We start from the raw sequence: 15,495 nt of genomic DNA on the forward strand, positions 1-15,495 counted from the left end.
TTACGGGTTTATTTTCTGATTCGGCAATAAATCCGTTTAGTGGACAGAGGCGTTAAACCTTCTTAGAAATCGAGAATACATCGTGGACAAGCACTTTTCTTTGAAAGCGGAAAACTATATTTATGTCGGCTGAATAGTGGTTTCAGAGAAAGGGATTTAATGACAGATGTCCTGCACAAAATCATCTGGTTCAGATCACTGGCACTATAATCGTTTAATCTGGCTGACATAAGATCGGTAAGTGTGGGGACTCTGTTGCTGTGGCTGCATGGATTCAGCTATTTGTAGCGAGGAGAGAAGCTCTATTCACGATTGACTTTTATTATCTTCCCATCGTCCTTCAACTTATAGCGCCCTTCATAAGTGATAAATATCTCTCTTTCATGGTTAAATCTTTTTATAGTAAATAGTGGTTTTTTATCAATGCAATTCATTTTTACTTGCATATCATCAAAACATAGCCTGTCATATTTATTTTCTTTATATCCATCGCCAAAGTCCCAAAAAGTAACATTATAGCCACCATAGACAGCAGGTTTTGGAATATCATAGTGGCTTTTGAGCATGTCTTTATTTTTCAACCACCAGTTTATTTTACCTTTATCCGTCATTGGGAATTTTTTTACTAAAATAGAGCTGTAATTACCATCTTCATGAACTGCAATAATTTCTCCCGAGCGGGAGGTCAACCAAAAATAACAACCCATTAGCGCAGCGGCAACCGAAAAAAGAATCAGTGTCGTTTTTTTTAGATTAGTTTTCACTACGTCTCCCGGTGATTTCTATAGTGGCTTCCATATTAGTCATAAATGGCTTAAATCCAAATTTATTGTATCGTTGAAGAACAAACCAGATACGAAAAAAAAGGAAATGGTTAAATTTAAAACTGGAGATATCCTCATTATCCAGACCAAAGTGGTCCTGTACCTTGTAATGCACCATTGCCCGGAAGTGGTCACTATTGATGTGCAGTGACTTTATAGTGATATAAGTTGCCCAGGTATCATGAACTGTAATACCCATGCCGTTATAATTATCCTGAAATCTGTCAAATTTGGGCAATTTTCCACCAGATATTGCTTTACGTAACTCGTCTTTTTTTTCTGCTGGATAGCTATTTGTTTCCCAATTAATATAGTTTTCAAGTACCTCTTTTATTCGCATTAGTGTGCTGTTTTCAGTTTTGTCACTAACAATCTGCTCTTTCAATGCCCTGTCCAGCTCTATCCGCCGGAAAGGAGTACCATTGCCGTTTTGCATGTGAGTGATCATCTTTTCGATCAGATGGCGATATGGTCCGAATACTGAGAACAGACGGGAGAGTTGGCGGAATTCATCAAACAGGATAGCAACACACTGCTGGCGGGTAATTTTAGTTCCCTCGCTGAGATAAGTATATGCACCTAAATAGGTGCGCCTAATACCGCTACACTTTTGCCTGCCCATGTTTCGCCCCGGGGAATGGACTGACGGTTTCCATAAAATGGCTAACCTTCCTCAGCAGTTGCCACATTGTCCGGCACCGATGATTCCGGGTTATTGTGTCGTGCAGTGCCTGCCATAGCCGTTCAACGTGGTTCACCCACGGCGAGTAAACAGGCTGATAAATGACGCTGAACTTTGGGTTGGCTTTCAGCCAGCGCAGCGTTTCCCGGCTTTTATGGATGATGTAGTTATCCACGATTAGCGTGATGGTTTTGGCTCGCCGGTATGTCGCTTTAAGATGCTTTAACAGACTGATAAATAAAGACGAACTTTTACTGCTACCGCCAACGTAGCTGACTTTTCCCGTGCTGCTGTGTAACGCCCCGGCCAGATAATATTTTTCATTCTGTCCCGGCGTTATGACTCGCTTTTGTTGGCCGCGAAGCTGCCAGTCTGCACCGATTTTGGGGTTGAGATGGATGTCCACTTCATCCTCATAAAAGACGGGATGCTCTGTGCTACATTCCTTCAGTGCTTTATGGATTGCTGCCATCTTTTCGTCCTTATGCGGATCGCGGATACGCAACGTGGGTGAGGCCCTGCGCCATACCACCCCGGCAGAGGGCAACCAGCGACGCACTGTTCCGGCATGTAACTGACATCCGGTTATCTCATTGATTTTTATTGCCAACAGCTCAGTGCTCCAGCGTGAACGTTGATAACCAAAATCGTCAGGAGAGTGTTTTATCAGCTCACGTAACAAGGTACAGATGTGCTCAAAAGGCCAATGTCGTGAGCGTCCTGCAGGTAAAGATTTCAGACCTTCAGCACCCGACAGTGTGAACCAGTGGATCCAGCGCCCGACGGAAGAACGAGCACAACAGAGTGTTCTGGCAACGTTGCTGACACTGTCACCCCGATGCAACATCAGCATAGCGGTAAGCCTGCGGGCATGATTTTTATCACGTGTTCGCTGAATCGCTTTTTGCATCAGGCGTCGTTCGCCACGGGGTATTGGTGCTATGATCGGCATCGCTCAGTCCGGTTGGTGATTTGTTTTGATTTGGCGATTGATCAGATCGCACAATCCGGGCTGAGTTCCCTTAAAGTGATCTACTATTCCGCGCAGCTATTTAGATTGCAACTTATTTAACGAGATAATATTAAGCGTTCCAGTGGTACTTACCAGATTTGAGTTACTTTGATGTCTGAAATGAATTTTTGCATTGACTATTTTGCTTAGCAAAGCCTTTTCCTGCGAGGTTAAATTTTGCACCTTTTCTTTTATTGTCGTTAAATAGTTTTTAGACACATTATCAAGATGTTGCAGTGAGTGTAGTGAGGGTTTTCGTGCTGATGAATGGGTCAGGGCAATGCCTGATTTTTTGAAATCAGAACCTTCAGAAAACATTTTGTGATAACTCTGAGCGGCTACTGTTTTCTTAAGAAACGCTTTTATTACATCTGCACTTCTGTTCTTTACATCACGATTCCTGAGAGTTGTATCCGGAGAGTTTTGTACAGAAATGAAATTTTTGATGATGACGCCTGGTTCCCTTCCCGTTTCGTTATCTGGCGGAAGATAAGCCGGACTACTTTGCTGAGTGTTTACTAATGAATGGGTTAACTTCATAACTAATCTCTCCTTGTATAGATATTTTTCAGGCTGAATTATCCTGGCAGCCATATAATTATGTGCTTTATATTTTATTTAAATATAAGTTATAAATGCATTGTTCAGATGATGATTTTTTTATCATGAGTTTTCTCTACAGCTGCGCATAAATGGCATCTGTAGCGGTATCATGCGCAGCTATTCAGACAAATTCAGATTCTGCTCATCGGTTGATGACCCATGCATACCTGACTAAGATGATTTCACCCAAATATTGTCAACATGCCGGTTGCTGCGACTGCAATATTAACATCGTTTTATTTACCGGATATATTGAAAAACATTTTGGATACATAATTTATTAATAACCAACGCGACCGGGCAAACCGTCCTGCTGCCATTAGCGGTTCGGCATTTAATCACGCCCTCTCGCGCCAGCTGAAACCCAAAGTATTTGCTATGCAGTAGCCTGGCTTTAACACTATTCCTCCGGCCTGGCTGGCCGATGCCATCACATTTATAAACGCTATTACCCGGCCTGCTGATGCCCGCTTTGATAATGAAAGGGTGGAACACGGTGTGAGAGTCCACCGTTTTCTTCCCTGTTGTTGAGCTGACAGAACTTCTTCTCGAAATTTGCATAGTGAATTTGCTGACGGGATGGAACCGCCTTCATATTTTTCACACATAAAACTTTTCCGCAGGGATGAAGACAGGCATAATCGAAAACCTAAAATGCTAAACCGATTTAGCAAAATCTGATTCAGGAGATATGTCATGTCAGTGCGGGTATGGTGCCTGGGTGATGCCGTGGTGGATCTGATACCAGAAGGGCAGGGACGTTTACTGCAATGTCCGGGCGGTGCGCCCGCCAACGTGGCAGTGGGCATTGCCAGATTGCAGGGAAACAGTGGCTTTATTGGCCGGGTGGGTGACGATCCCTTTGGTCACTTTATGCGTCAGACGCTGGCCGACGAGCAGGTGGATATCGCCTTTATGCGGGCGGATGCGGCGCAGCGCACCTCTACGGTGGTGGTGGCGCTGGATGAAGAAGGTGAGCGCTCATTTACCTTTATGGTGCGTCCGGGGGCCGACCTGTTTATTGAACAGGCGGATCTGCCGGCGTTTCAGCCCGGTGAGTGGCTGCACTGCTGCTCGATAGCGCTGGCGGCGGAACCCTCGCGCTCCACCACCCTGAACGCGATGGAGCAGGTCAAAGCCGCAGGCGGCAACGTCAGCTTTGATCCCAACATCCGTCACGATCTGTGGGCCGACCCCACTTTGCTGCGGCACTGCCTGCATCAGGCGCTGCAACTGGCCGACGTGGTGAAACTGTCGGAAGAGGAGCTGACGTTTATCAGTGGCTCCGAGGAAACTGACGACAGCCTGCGGCAACTGGCGGAAAAATTCAGTATCCGCCTGCTGATGCTGACCCAGGGCAGAGCCGGGGTGAAAGCGTGGCACAACGGCGAGATTCACCACTATCCGACGCTGCCGGTCGTCAGCGTGGATACCACCGGCGCGGGCGATGCCTTTGTCGCCGGGCTGCTGTGGGGGCTGGCGCAGCATGGTCTGCCAGAGAATGAACCGCAGCTGGCTGCCCGCTTAGGCAGCGCACAAATCTGTGGCGCACTGGCTACCACCGCCAAAGGGGCGATGACCGCACTGCCCTATCGTCAGCAACTGGAAGAGCAACTGGGCTGATCCCGCTTCGTTTTGCGAGCTGTCTCACAATCACTAAGTCGGTTTAGCAAATTTCATTGCGGGAAGAAATTACTCGTGATTATGATGTGCGCCTAAACCGGTTTAGCAAAAATAATGTGACGATAGCCTTTCCTCTCCAGGGATGCAAAACAATGAAAAAAAGCACGCTTGCTGTTGCTGTAACTGTTGGTCTGATGTCTGCGGCCAGCCCGGTATGGGCGGCCTCTGATATGAGCAGTATTGAATCCCGCCTCGCCGCGATGGAAAAGCGCCTTGAGGCCGCTGAACACCGCGCTGACGTGGCGGAAAGCCGGGCAAAAGCTGCGGAAAAACAGGCGCAAAAACTGGCCGCTGCGCAGCAGCAGAATCAGACGTCCACCGTTCAGGTCGAGCAGCGTACCGCACGGCTTGAACAGCAGGCTAACCGGCCTCAGCCAGCGGTGACTGAGGCTGAGCCAAAAGCCACTCAGGTGGCGCAAAAGTCAGCTGACGAAGGGTTTGAATTCCACGGCTATGCTCGCTCCGGTCTGCTGATGAACAGCTCGGCGGCGAAAACCCAGGGTGGCCCGACCATGACGCCGGCGGGTGAAACCGGTGGACATGTTGGTCGTCTGGGCAATGAGCCGGACACCTACGTTGAAATGAACCTTGAGCATAAGCAGACGCTGGCTAACGGCGCAACCACGCGCTTTAAGGTGATGATGGCCGACGGGCAGCGCACCTACAACGACTGGACTGCCGACAGCAGTTCGCTCAACGTGCGCCAGGCTTTTGCTGAGCTCGGTCATCTGCCGACCTTTACCGGCGCATTCAAGGACTCCACCGTCTGGGCCGGTAAACGTTTTGACCGCGATAACTTTGATATCCACTGGCTTGACTCCGATGTGGTGTTCCTCGCCGGAACCGGTGCCGGTATCTACGATATGAAATGGAGCGATCAGGGACACAGTAACCTGTCTGTCTATGGCCGCACCTTCGGTGATATCGAAAACAGCGAGAACACGGCGCAGAACTACATTCTGACCTCGAATAACTTCTACGGTCCGTTGCAGGTGATGGTCAGCGGTATGCGGGCGAAAGATAACGATGACCGCCTCGATCTCGAAGGCAATAAAGTGAAAAGCGATGCGGCGAATGAGGGCGTTCACGCGCTGGTTGGCCTGCATAACGACAGCTTCTATGGCCTGCGCGAAGGTCTGTCGAAAACCGCGCTGCTTTATGGTCATGGTCTGGGTGCGGAAGTGAAATCCGTCGGTTCTGACGGGGCGCTGTTGCCGGAAGCCGACACCTGGCGTCTGGCAACTTACGGCATCACCCCGCTGGGTGGCGGCTGGCATATCGCACCGGCGGTGCTGGCGCAAACCAGCCAGGATCGCTACGTGAAAGGCGACAGCTATCAGTGGGCCACCGCCAACCTGCGCCTGATTCAGGAAATTAATCAGAACTTCGAGATGCAGTACGAAGGCAGCTATCAGTATATGGACCTGCGTCCGGAAGGTTATAACAACCGTAACGCGGTCAGCGGCAGCTTCTATAAGTTCACCGTCGCGCCAACGCTGAAAGCGGGCGACGTGGGTGACTTCCTGAAGCGTCCTGAAATCCGACTGTTTGCCACCTGGATGGACTGGGATCACCGCCTGGACAACTACGCGGGTGATGATGCCTTCGGCAGCAACGGCTTCAAGGCCGGCGGTGAATGGAACTTCGGTGTCCAGATGGAAACCTGGTTCTGATGCGCTGGCCCCATGCGGGGCCAGCGTCGATCCGGATCTCTCAGGGTAGCTGACCGCCAGTTTCAGCGGCGGGTTCATCTGCCCGTATCGGAGCGGCACAACGCCCGCGCACGCCCGCGTTATGCCGTTCCGTACCACCTGCAACAATGACGCCTGGTGAGACAGGCTCAAAGACAATAAGACAGAGGTTATGATGGATTTTGTACAAATTTCCCGGTCGCTGCTGCCATTACTGGGAGGCAGGGAGAACATCGCCAGCGCGGCTCACTGTGCCACGCGTTTGCGCCTGGTGCTGGTGGATGACGCCAAAGCGGATACGGATGCCATCGGTAAAATCGACGGCGTAAAAGGCTGTTTTCGCAATGCCGGACAGTTGCAGGTCATTTTCGGCACCGGCGTGGTCAATAAAGTCCATGCTGCATTTATCAAAGAGGCGGGGATAGGTGAGTCGAGCAAGTCGGAAGCCGCCGATATCGCCGCCCGCAAGCTGAATCCGTTCCAGCGTATCGCCCGCACCCTGTCGAATATTTTTGTGCCGATCATTCCGGCTATCGTCGCCTCCGGCCTGCTGATGGGCCTGCTGGGGATGATCAAAACCTACGGCTGGGTTCACGCCGATAACGCGCTCTATATCATGCTGGATATGTGCAGCTCGGCGGCGTTTATTATTCTGCCTATCCTGATTGGATTTACCGCGGCGCGTGAGTTTGGCGGCAATCCCTATCTGGGCGCGACGCTCGGCGGTATTCTCACCCATCCGGCGCTGACCAACGCCTGGAGCGTGGCAGCTGGCTTCCATACCATGAACTTCTTTGGTATCGAAGTGGCGATGATCGGTTATCAGGGCACGGTATTCCCGGTACTGCTGGCGGTCTGGTTTATGAGCCTGCTGGAGAAACAGCTGCGACGCGTGATCCCCGATGCGCTGGACCTGATCCTCACCCCCTTCCTGACGGTGATCATTTCCGGCTTTGTCGCCTTGCTGGTCATCGGTCCGGCGGGACGCATGTTGGGTGACGGTATCTCAATGGTGCTCAGCACGCTGATTGCCCATGCGGGCTGGCTGGCCGGATTGCTGTTTGGCGGCCTCTATTCGGTGATTGTGATCACCGGCGTGCATCACAGCTTCCACGCCATCGAAGCCGGGCTGTTGGGGAATCCGTCTATTGGCGTGAATTTCCTGCTGCCGATCTGGGCAATGGCTAACGTGGCGCAGGGTGGAGCCTGTCTGGCGGTGTGGCTGAAAAGCAAAGATGTCAAAATCAAGGCGATTGCCCTGCCTTCTGCGCTCTCCTGCCTGTTAGGTATCACCGAGGCGGCGATTTTTGGTATCAACCTGCGCTTTATGAAACCTTTTATCGCTGGCCTGGTGGGCGGTGCGGTAGGGGGTGCCTGGGTGGTATCGGTGCACGTCTATATGACTGCTGTCGGACTGACCGGTTTACCGGGCATGGCGATTGTGCAGGCCAGTTCACTGCTTAATTATGTGATTGGCATGGTGATTGCGTTCAGCATCGCCTTTGTGGTTTCTTACCTGCTTAAATACAAAACGGATTCTGAATAATGTCTTCTTCAACACTTCTGACCGCCTTTTTACAGGCGGTGATGAAGGGCCAACCGGTGGCAAGTAAAGACAGCCACTACCCTGGCTGGCACCTTGCGCCGGTAACAGGACTGCTTAACGACCCGAATGGCTTCATCCAGTTTGACGGTCGTTACCATCTGTTTTATCAGTGGAATGCTCTCGGCTGTCAGCACCTGCACAAAAGCTGGGGCCACTGGAGCTCAGCGGACCTGCTGCACTGGCAGCACGAGCCGATTGCGCTGCTGCCGGAGCAGAAATATGACCGCAGCGGCTGCTACTCCGGTAGCGCGGTGGATAACAACGGCGTGCTGACGTTGATCTACACCGGCAACGTGAAATTTAACGACGGCAGTCGTACCGCCTGGCAGTGTCTGGCGGCGCAGAACCGCAAGGGTGGCTTTAAGAAGCTTGGTCCGGTTATCCCGCTACCGGCGGGTTACACCGGCCATGTGCGCGATCCCAAAGTCTGGAAGCACGGCGAGCACTGGTTTATGGTGCTGGCGGCGCAGGACCACCAGTTACAGGGCAAGGTGTTGCTGTTGCAGTCAGACGATCTGCACAGCTGGCATAACCTGGGCGAGATCGCGGGCAGCGGACTGGGCGGTCTGGGTGACAGCGGGTATATGTGGGAGTGCCCGGATATGTTCACCCTTGGCGACAGCACCTATCTGATCTGCTGTCCGCAGGGCATCACCCGTGAGGAGAAGCGTTTCCTTAACGTTCATGCCAGTGCGTATCTCAGCGGCACGCTGGATTACCATCAGGTCAGCTATCAGCACGGTGAATTCCACGAGCTGGACGCGGGCTTTGAATTTTATGCTCCGCAGACCACGCTGAGCGACGATGGCCGCCGCCTGCTGGTGGGCTGGATGGGCGTACCCGACGGTGAAGAGATGCTCCAGCCGACCACTAAGCATGGCTGGATCCATCAGATGACCTGCCTGCGCGAACTCAGCTCACGCGATGGCCGGTTGTATCAGCAGCCGGTGGTGGAGTTGCAGGCGCTGCGCGAAGAGGAGCAACACTACAGCGGTTCCGCTGATGCTGCGCCATCCATTGCTGCACAGCGTCTGGAACTGCTGCTGGAAGGCGAGGCCGGGGTGACGCTTAATTTTGCCGACACGCTGGTACTGGAGTGGCATCAGGATCAACTGCGCCTCGGTCGCCGCAGTCTGGAAACCAACCAATGGCAGTATCGCTACTGGTGTGGTGCGGCACAGCGTCTGCAAATTCTTTGTGACCACTCCAGCGTTGAGATCTTTATCAACGGGGGCGAAGGGGTGATGAGCAGCCGCTACTTCCCGACACAACCGGCGCATCTCCGTCTGAGTGGCAGTGCAGAAGTCCGGGCCCGCTACTGGTCGTTACGCCGCTGCATGGTAGAATAAGTGTCTGTTTCACTAACCGATGTGACGTCGTGAAAAAAACCAGGCGAGTTACCATTACTGATATTGCTGCGCTGGCCGGGGTGTCGAAAGCCACGGCCAGCCTGGTACTGAACGGTCGCGGTAAAGAGCTGCGGGTGGCTAAAGAGACGCGTGAACGCGTGATGACCATTGCCCGGCAGAATCATTATCAGCCCAGTATCCATGCCCGTTTGCTGCGTGATGATCGCAGCCACACGCTGGGACTGGTGGTGCCGGAAATCACCAACTACGGTTTTGCCGTTTTCTCTCACGAACTGGAAACATTGTGTCGCGAAGCGGGCCTGCAACTGCTGATTGCCTGCACCGATGAAAACGCCGGGCAGGAAATGGTGGTGGTCAACAACCTGGTGGCGCGGCAGGTAGACGGGCTGATTGTCGCCTCCAGTATGCTCAACGACAGCGACTATGTAAAACTGAGTGAGCAACTGCCGGTGGTGCTGTTTGACCGCTATATGAACGATACGCAGCTGCCGCTGGTGGTCACTGACTCGGTGCCGCCCACCGCCGATCTGGTGGAACGGCTGGCACGCAAATATCCCGATGAAATCTACTTTCTTGGTGGGCAATCGCGCCTGTCACCGACCCGGGATCGCCTGGCAGGCTTTATGCTGGGGCTTGAACGGGCAGGGGTGACGGCCAGCCCCGAGTGGATCATTCACGGCAACTACCATCCCGGCAGTGGCTATGAGATGTTTGCCGCGCTTTGCGCCAGACTGGGACGGCCGCCGAAAGCGCTGTTCACCGCCGCCTGTGGTTTGCTGGAAGGGGTGCTGCGTTATATGAGCCAGCACCATCTGCTGGCAAGCGACACACATATTGCCAGCTTTGACGACCACTATCTGTATGATTCCCTCTCGCTGAATATCGATACCGTCGAGCAGAACGTCCCGCGTCTGGCGCAGGAGTGTTTCACCATGCTGACCCAGCTGATTCAGGGCGAGGAGCCAGCCGAAAAACAAATCAGCCTGCCTGCCACGCTGCGCTACCGTTCGGAATAGGCGGCACCCATGCCTGGGTTATGCGGATAGCCATTTATTGACGTTGTGACGGAAAGAGGCGCTCTTGGTTATTGCCGTCTCTTTCAGAGCCTGGTGGGACAGGCTCTTAGATGCCCTGGTTTTTAAATATGTTCAGCTTATTTTAATATCATCCAGGTCGATGTCTTCCTCTTCGTTATCGTTATTTAAAACAACATCGCGTGGAACGTCTTTTTTAATAACGGCATAAACGGTGCCCGTTACCATAATATTAACCAGCAGTGCCATTATACCCGCCAGCGGATGCGACATGGTTGGGATCATCAACACGCCACCAAAAGGAACCGTGGCGTCAGCACCATAGATCATGGTGACAGCGCCACCACAAGCCCCACCGATAGCGGCAGCAGAAATACCGCGAACGATATCATTCATCACCACCGGGATAGAACCTTCAACAATATTCACGATCCCCATAGGAACGGCCGACTTTAAGGTTTCGATCTCTTCGCGATGATAAATATTCTTTCGCAGCAGCTTGCCAATAAAATACGCCAGCCCGAAACCGATCGGTGTTGCCGTGTTAACTAACTGAAGCGCCGTAATCGGCTCATTGATCCCCTGTGCCTGCAATGTCAGGACGAAGGCGAAGCAGGTTTTATTGAGTGGTCCGCCAAAATCAACAATACACAAAGCCCCAATAACCGCCCCTAAAACCAGACTGGACGAGGTGCCCATATTTCGCAGGAACGAGGTCAGGGCGTCGGTAAACAGACCAATCGGCGTACCGATGATATAGACCATTACCAGGCAGCTGATAATGGAAGCAAAAAAGGGAACAATCAACGTCGGCATCAGGCCTTTGGCCCAGTCCGGAACCCTGACGTTTTTAATCACCGCCAGCGCCATATAGCCGGAAAGATAGCCACCGATCATGCCACCGATAAACCCTGCGCTGATGGCATTTGCCGCCAGCCCGGTAACGAAACCCGGCGCGATACCGGGCTTACCGGCAATCGAGCCGGAAATCCCGACGGCAATAACCACCGGCAGAAGGCCGAGTGCCTTCGCGCCCATCGTGGCTAACGCCTGCCACAAATCAAACTGCCCGGCGACTAACGTATCCTGAACCGTACCGCCCAGCCCCATGCCGATGGCAATAATAAAACCGGCCCCGCAGACAATTGGAATCAGGAATGAAATAGCGGTCAGCAGATGACCTTTGGGATTGGCTGCCTTCCATATTTCTTTTATCTTCATAAATTATACCCTTTAATTTATAGCGGATAAGCATCGGTGAGCGGTTATGACGTCACTATTTCACTGAGCTTTTGAATAAGTTTATTGGGCGATTTCACCGCCGTTTCCGTCGAGACTTTAACTATTTTCTTGCCAAGGAAACGTTCTTCTCCGGAAACTTTTACATCAGCTGCTAACAGCACAATATCTGCCTGGGCAATTTCCTCCTCTGTTAAGGGATTTTCAATGCCAATGGTCCCCTGAGTTTCAATTTTCACATTATGCCCGGCTTTTTTTGCCGCCATTTCAATTTTCTTTTGTGCAATATAGGTGTGAGCAATCCCCACCGTACAGGCGGTAACGCCGACAATATTCATCATTATTCTCCGTTATTTTTCAGATATATTTAACGCTGCCATATAGTGGTCACGTCGATTGGTATTACGCGCTTATGCCTTCAGATTGTGAGTTAAAAATATCAATAATTTTTTGCGGCTCATTGACTTCCAGCAGTCTGGCAACTATTTCCTCATCTGCCAGTGACGCTGAAACCTGTGATAATAAACGAATGTGCGTGGTATTTTGATCGACCAGACAGACGGCAAATAAAATAATGCAGCGAACATCGCTGCCGTCCAGCGTTTCCCAGGGGATTTTATGTTGAGTACGTCCGACGGCCAGTGCGGTATGGGCGACGCCCGACGATTTTCCGTGCGGGATGGCAATATGATTTTCGAATCCGGTGGAACCCTGCTCCTCACGCAGCCAGACATCCCGCATAAAGTCATCCTTATTAACAACCACGCCATTCAGCACCAGTAAATCCGTCAATTCTTCAATGGCTTCTTCTTTGCTTTTCGCCGTCATGTTTAATTTGATGTTTTTTACATTCAGTACCTGCGAAATATCCACAATTTACCTCGGCTAACATAGAGTAAAAGTTAAGATATAAATAAAATGTTATGCGGCAACCGTTTCACGAGAGAAAATATCTGTCATCTTATCCCATGCCCGGCTGACATCAGCATCTAACGAAAACAGGCCGGAGGTGCCTACGATAAAGACATCCACACCGGATGCAGCAATCTGCCCGAAGGTTTTTTCATTACATGAGCCGTCAATTTCCGTCAGGTAATGGTAACCCTGCTTTTCGCGCATAGAGATGAGCTGCTTTATTTTATTCAGGGATTCTGGAATAAATTTTTGTCCTGCATAACCGGGGTCAACCGACATGACGGTAACCTTATCCAGTAAATGCGCATATTCGGTAATATTTTCTGCCGGGGTCGCCGGGTTAAGCACCACGCCGCATTTTTTGCCCGCATCCCTGATCTGGTTAAGCAGCCGGAATATCTTATTGTTTGCTGTCTCCGGGTGGAAACTGATAATGTCAGCCCCGGCGTCGAGACACAGGGGAATAATATCTTCCGGATGATTCACCATCAGATGGACGTCAATCGGTACGGTGGTGATTTTTTTCAGATGCTCAATAAAAAAAGGCGAGAGGGTGATATTACGCACGTAACTACCATCCATAATATCGACATGATAAAAATCCGCTTTGTTATTCATGGCGGTGATCTGTTCTTTAAACAGTGTCAAATCCATACACATTAATGAGGGTGAAAATTTAGCGTCCATCGACGACCTCCGATGCAAATCCGTTAGTGAAAAAATGCAATGACATGACTCAGAATGATCCCTGCGACGCCGAAGTCAGCGTCACCAAAGGTGGTGGAAGCCAGCCCCATATCGCCCATCATCGGCAGAAGAATGGCAGGCAGGAACGAAATAAGCAGGCCGTGGGCAAAGGCCCCGGTAACGGCACCGCGACGTCCGCCGGTGATGTTGCCGTAAACCCCTGCCGTTGCACCGCAAAAGAAGTGGGGAACCAGACCCGGCACAATGACGCTTAAACCGAACAGCGGGCAGAGGAACATACTGACCAGCCCTGCCGCAAAGCTGGCGAGAAACCCGACGATCACCGCGTTGGGGGCAAAGGGAAAGACTGTCGGGCAGTCCAGCGCAGGTTTCGCATCTTTCACCAATTTGTCAGCAATACCTTTAAAAGCCGGAACGATCTCGGCAATCACCATGCGCACGCCGGCCAGAATGATGTAGACGCCTGCGGCAAAGGTGAGGGACTGGATAATGGCGAAGATAATGTAGTTCTGACCTGCGCTCAGCGTCCCCTCCACAAAGGATCTGCCCGCCGCGCACACCAGCACCAGAAAAAGAACCATCATGGTTAGCGCGATAGCGACGGACGAATCACGCAGAAAGTTCAGACAGGCAGGCACTTTCACTTCTTCAACAGACGGGCTTCCCTTACCTGTCACTTTGCCAATAAGCGCGGAAAGCAGATAACCGGTGGAGCCAAAATGGCCCAGCGCAAGATCGTCAGAGTTGGTAATTTTTCGGGTAAACGGCTGTAAAATGGCTGGGGAAATCACCATCATTGCGCCCAGAACCACTGCGCCGACAGCGACAACCCAGAACGTCGACAGTCCACCTACCGACAGGATCACCGCCAGCATCGCCGCCATATAAAGGGTATGGTGTCCGGTCAGAAAGATGTATTTCAGTGGGGTTAATCGTGCAAGGACGATATTCACCAGCATCCCCAGCACCATAATCATCGCGGTTGCTGTACCGTAATTTTTCTGCGCCAGCGCCGCCATGGCATCAGTATTAGGCACAACGCCCTGAATATGAAAGGAGTGTTCAAATAACTGGCTGAAGACGGTTAAGGTCGTGGCGATAATCCCTGCGCCAGCCGTCAGAATAACAAAACCCATGATGGTTTTCAGCGTGCCGGAAATAACATCTGACACCCTCTTTTTTTGCAATAATAAGCCGATCAGCGAAAACAGGCCGACCAGAATCGCCGGTGTCCCCAGTACATCGTAAATAATAAACTGAAGCATAATAAACTCCATCAATCAGACAGGGGTTGCTCAGATATTTTCTATTAAAATTTCTTTTATTTTATTGTTGTCCAGCAGGTTGCTTAAGCCATAAACTTTTGCGCAATGGCCGCTGAGGTGTTCAGCAATATCCTTTGCGCTGAGAATAATATCGGCGGTTTCGCTTTTTGCCGAAGTCATATCGGTATGATTAACCTCCGCTTCTTTATTAAGTTCTTTAAGGATTTTCTTTACATTCATTTCAACAATAAAACTGCTGCCCAAACCATTACCACATACGATCAGTATTTTTTTCATCAGATTGCTCCTTTCAGTTAATGGCTGCCTGAATGGCATTAATGTCGGCTGCGTTTAACAATTGATTTAACCTGGCTTCATCACTGAATATCTCTGCCAGCGCGCTGATCATAGTGATATGTTCCTCTCCGGAAACAGCACAGAGCATTATGACGACATAGACCGGATCATTATCAGCAGATGAAAAGGAGACGCCCTCTCTGATATGAAGCAGTGACAAGCCATTCCTCACGGCACCCTGTTCAGGCCGGGCATGTGGCATGGCTAAACCCGGCGCTAATACATAATAGGGTCCCGATTTTTCATGGCTTGCAATAATCGCTGCAATATAATCCGGAGTCACATAACCTTGCGCCAGCAACGGTTCTGCGCAAAGCAGAACTGCCTTTCTCCAGTGATCAATGGTGTCGATAACCCTTATTTTATCGGGTGTTAACCAGTCGCTAATCATATTTCCCCCATGACCTCAACAGGGGCAACTATAAACAGCCAGATAAAACACAACCGTGATCAAACCCTCAGAGTTAGCGCTAACATGAAAAAATGTTAAAAATCGCGTTACCGCT

General features: G+C 51.0%; 16 protein-coding genes. 5 read left to right on the forward strand and 11 right to left on the reverse strand.

Annotated elements, in window-relative coordinates; all coding sequences use genetic code 11:
• Positions 1–302: 302 nt before the first annotated feature.
• The 4 genes from BG55_RS18360 to BG55_RS21540 form a co-directional block, all read right to left on the reverse strand.
• Positions 303–764, reverse strand: coding sequence for a DUF943 family protein (locus tag BG55_RS18360; protein ID WP_071995059.1), 462 nt, complete (start codon positions 762–764; stop codon positions 303–305).
• Positions 754–1,446, reverse strand: coding sequence for a YPO3983 family protein (locus BG55_RS18365; RefSeq protein WP_084276370.1), 693 nt, complete (start codon positions 1,444–1,446; stop codon positions 754–756). The genes BG55_RS18360 and BG55_RS18365 overlap by 11 nt, the downstream gene beginning before the upstream one ends.
• Positions 1,427–2,458 carry an IS630 family transposase gene (locus BG55_RS18370; RefSeq protein ID WP_034940582.1) on the reverse strand — a complete coding sequence of 344 codons (1,032 nt, stop codon included), beginning with the start codon at positions 2,456–2,458 and terminating at the stop codon, positions 1,427–1,429. Before BG55_RS18370 ends, BG55_RS18365 begins: the two co-directional genes overlap by 20 nt.
• A gap of 96 nt (positions 2,459–2,554) precedes the next feature.
• Complete coding sequence (locus BG55_RS21540; RefSeq protein WP_052018948.1) at positions 2,555–3,058, reverse strand: hypothetical protein; 504 nt, start codon at positions 3,056–3,058, stop codon at positions 2,555–2,557.
• Between the two features lie 759 nt (positions 3,059–3,817).
• Between BG55_RS21540 and BG55_RS18380 the strand changes: the two genes are divergently transcribed.
• The 5 genes from BG55_RS18380 to BG55_RS18400 all read left to right on the forward strand — a co-directional run bounded on the left by BG55_RS18380 (position 3,818) and on the right by BG55_RS18400 (position 10,487).
• On the forward strand, positions 3,818–4,744 hold the full coding sequence (locus BG55_RS18380) for a fructokinase (RefSeq protein ID WP_034940584.1): 927 nt from the start codon (positions 3,818–3,820) through the stop codon (positions 4,742–4,744).
• 152 nt (positions 4,745–4,896) lie between these two features.
• Entirely contained in the window at positions 4,897–6,477 is a 1,581-nt protein-coding gene (locus BG55_RS18385) for a carbohydrate porin (RefSeq protein WP_034940587.1), read from the forward strand.
• A gap of 193 nt (positions 6,478–6,670) precedes the next feature.
• Positions 6,671–8,041: a sucrose-specific PTS transporter subunit IIBC gene (locus tag BG55_RS18390; RefSeq protein WP_034940589.1), complete on the forward strand. Its 1,371-nt coding sequence runs from the start codon at positions 6,671–6,673 to the stop codon at positions 8,039–8,041.
• Positions 8,041–9,450, forward strand: a complete 1,410-nt coding sequence (locus tag BG55_RS18395; RefSeq protein WP_034940592.1) for a sucrose-6-phosphate hydrolase — start codon at positions 8,041–8,043, stop codon at positions 9,448–9,450. The genes BG55_RS18390 and BG55_RS18395 overlap by 1 nt, the downstream gene beginning before the upstream one ends.
• A 29-nt stretch (positions 9,451–9,479) precedes the next feature.
• A complete protein-coding gene (locus BG55_RS18400; protein ID WP_034940594.1) occupies positions 9,480–10,487 on the forward strand; it encodes a substrate-binding domain-containing protein in 1,008 nt (335 codons plus the stop codon).
• A 132-nt stretch (positions 10,488–10,619) separates the two neighbouring features.
• Here the strand turns inward: BG55_RS18400 and BG55_RS18405 are convergent, their stop codons facing one another.
• The 7 genes from BG55_RS18405 to BG55_RS18435 form a co-directional block, all read right to left on the reverse strand.
• Positions 10,620–11,726, reverse strand: coding sequence for a PTS fructose transporter subunit IIC (locus tag BG55_RS18405; RefSeq protein ID WP_034940597.1), 1,107 nt, complete (start codon positions 11,724–11,726; stop codon positions 10,620–10,622).
• Between the two features lie 44 nt (positions 11,727–11,770).
• Positions 11,771–12,082 carry a PTS fructose transporter subunit IIB gene (locus BG55_RS18410; RefSeq protein ID WP_034940599.1) on the reverse strand — a complete coding sequence of 104 codons (312 nt, stop codon included), beginning with the start codon at positions 12,080–12,082 and terminating at the stop codon, positions 11,771–11,773.
• A gap of 64 nt (positions 12,083–12,146) precedes the next feature.
• Positions 12,147–12,617: a PTS sugar transporter subunit IIA gene (locus BG55_RS18415; RefSeq protein ID WP_034940601.1), complete on the reverse strand. Its 471-nt coding sequence runs from the start codon at positions 12,615–12,617 to the stop codon at positions 12,147–12,149.
• Positions 12,618–12,665: 48 nt separating this feature from the next.
• Positions 12,666–13,346 (reverse strand): D-allulose 6-phosphate 3-epimerase, encoded by a 681-nt coding sequence (alsE, locus tag BG55_RS18420; protein WP_034940604.1) that lies wholly within the window; start codon positions 13,344–13,346, stop codon positions 12,666–12,668.
• A gap of 23 nt (positions 13,347–13,369) precedes the next feature.
• Positions 13,370–14,632 carry a PTS ascorbate transporter subunit IIC gene (locus BG55_RS18425; protein WP_034940606.1) on the reverse strand — a complete coding sequence of 421 codons (1,263 nt, stop codon included), beginning with the start codon at positions 14,630–14,632 and terminating at the stop codon, positions 13,370–13,372.
• Between the two features lie 30 nt (positions 14,633–14,662).
• Positions 14,663–14,929 (reverse strand): PTS sugar transporter subunit IIB, encoded by a 267-nt coding sequence (locus tag BG55_RS18430; protein ID WP_034940609.1) that lies wholly within the window; start codon positions 14,927–14,929, stop codon positions 14,663–14,665.
• A gap of 13 nt (positions 14,930–14,942) precedes the next feature.
• On the reverse strand, positions 14,943–15,380 hold the full coding sequence (locus tag BG55_RS18435; protein WP_034940612.1) for a PTS sugar transporter subunit IIA: 438 nt from the start codon (positions 15,378–15,380) through the stop codon (positions 14,943–14,945).
• Between the last annotated feature and the right edge of the window lie 115 nt (positions 15,381–15,495).

The organism is Erwinia mallotivora (assembly GCF_000590885.1).
Classification (GTDB): domain Bacteria; phylum Pseudomonadota; class Gammaproteobacteria; order Enterobacterales; family Enterobacteriaceae; genus Erwinia; species Erwinia mallotivora.